The organism is Asanoa sp. NPDC050611 (genome assembly GCF_040654855.1).
Lineage (GTDB): Bacteria > Actinomycetota > Actinomycetes > Mycobacteriales > Micromonosporaceae > Asanoa.
The window spans coordinates 1-1478 of sequence record NZ_JBFAIU010000676.1 but is presented as its reverse complement, the minus strand read 5'-3'; the positions used below and the strand labels follow the sequence as shown (position 1 = coordinate 1478).

2 protein-coding genes are annotated in these 1478 nt (G+C 71.7%); both read right to left on the bottom strand.

The window, feature by feature from the left end; translation table 11 throughout:
* Positions 1-111 precede the first annotated feature (111 nt).
* Entirely contained in the window at positions 112-522 is a 411-nt protein-coding gene (locus tag AB0H87_RS41745; protein ID WP_360159402.1) for a hypothetical protein, read from the bottom strand.
* Positions 523-667: 145 nt separating this feature from the next.
* The gene (locus AB0H87_RS41740; protein WP_360159399.1) at positions 668-1312 is read right to left on the bottom strand and encodes a class I SAM-dependent methyltransferase; all 645 of its coding nucleotides are present in this window, start codon (positions 1310-1312) and stop codon (positions 668-670) included.
* Positions 1313-1478: the final 166 nt, after the last annotated feature.

Here is a 1478-nt window from a genome sequence, read left to right as displayed (position 1 = left end):
TTGTTTTATTTCAATATGCCCACAACCCCCCCCAACACCAAAGCATGAGAACACCCGGGGGGGGGGGGCGGCCCGCCCCCCCCCCGTCCGCATATCGGCTTCGCTCCTGGGTCAGGCGGCGGCCAAGGGCTTGGTCGTCGTCCGGTCCTCCGGCGCGTTCTGCACGACCAGTTCGTGCACCACCCGCTCGGTGGTCACCTCGTGGCCGACCAGGTCCGCGACCGCCAGGAGGCCCAGCAGGGCCGCGTTGGCGAAGACCAGCCAGGTCTGGGTCGCGCCCGTGAAGGTGAGCGCGGCGACCAGGGTCCAGAGGCCGGCCAGGGCCACCAGGCCGTGGCCGACCTTCACGGCCGGCTGGGTCGCCCTGATCGCCGTCAGGCCGGCGGCCGCCGTCACGGCGGCGCCGACGCCGAACGCCAACCAGCCGGCCGTACCCGATGTGTAGGTCATCGCGGCGACCAACAGGAAGACGCCACCGACCAGATAGAACATGTCCAACGCGAAGCGCGGCGAGAGTTTCATGACTGACCCCTCCTCGAGGTGCTGAAGGCGGGTCGTGGCGGGATTCCCCCGGGACGGCTCGTCGGGTTCCGCGACCATTCGCGGTGCCCGATTCGGAAAACCTCCGTGACCAGCGGTTTCATGCCAGCCGACGCTGTCTGGCTGCTCACATGCGCCGAGCGATCAGATAACCCTGCGGCGTCGACTCGTCCGCGTCGGGCGGGCGGCTGCCGCGGAACACGATCGCGAAGCCGGCGTCGGTCAGGTGCGCCTCCATCTCGGCCGCGGACAGCCAGTAGCCGTCGTACTCGACGCCCAGGCCCGCGCTGCGGCCGCCGCGGCGGAGCCGGCCGTCGCCGTCCTTGAAGCCGGTGGCCAGGTAGCCGCCCGGCTTGACCACCCGGGCCAGCTCGCCGAACGCGACGGGGCGATCGGCCGGAGCCAGGAAGATCAGCGAGTACCAGCAGACCACGCCGGCCAGCGACGCGTCCGCCAGCGGGAGCGCGCGCAGGTCGGCCTCCTCGAACGGGAAGTCCGGGTAGTCCCGCCGCGCGACCTTCACCATTCCCGGCGACAGGTCGAACCCGCGCGGGGACACGCCGCGGGCGGCGAGGACCGGCGCCAGGTGGCCCGTGCCGGAACCGATGTCGCCGACCTCCCGGCCCACTCCGGCGGCGAGCGTCAGATCGCAGAACAGGCCGAGCATGGCGCGGTCGACCGGCATGCGGTCCATGGCTCCGGCCATCCGCTCGACGTAGAACTCCGCGAGCACGTCGTGCGCGGACCTCAGCTCTTCAGTTTTGGCATCCACCCGAGCAACCTAGTCACCGCTGGGCGGGCGCCGGGCGTTCGCGAAGTACGGGCAGGCCGATCGGCGTTTCGTCCGGCAGGGCGGCGCGGGCCCGGGCGGCCAGCGGGCCCGGGTGACCGCCTGTGTCTGCAGCGTCAGGATCGACCTGCCGGTCACCCCGAGGTCC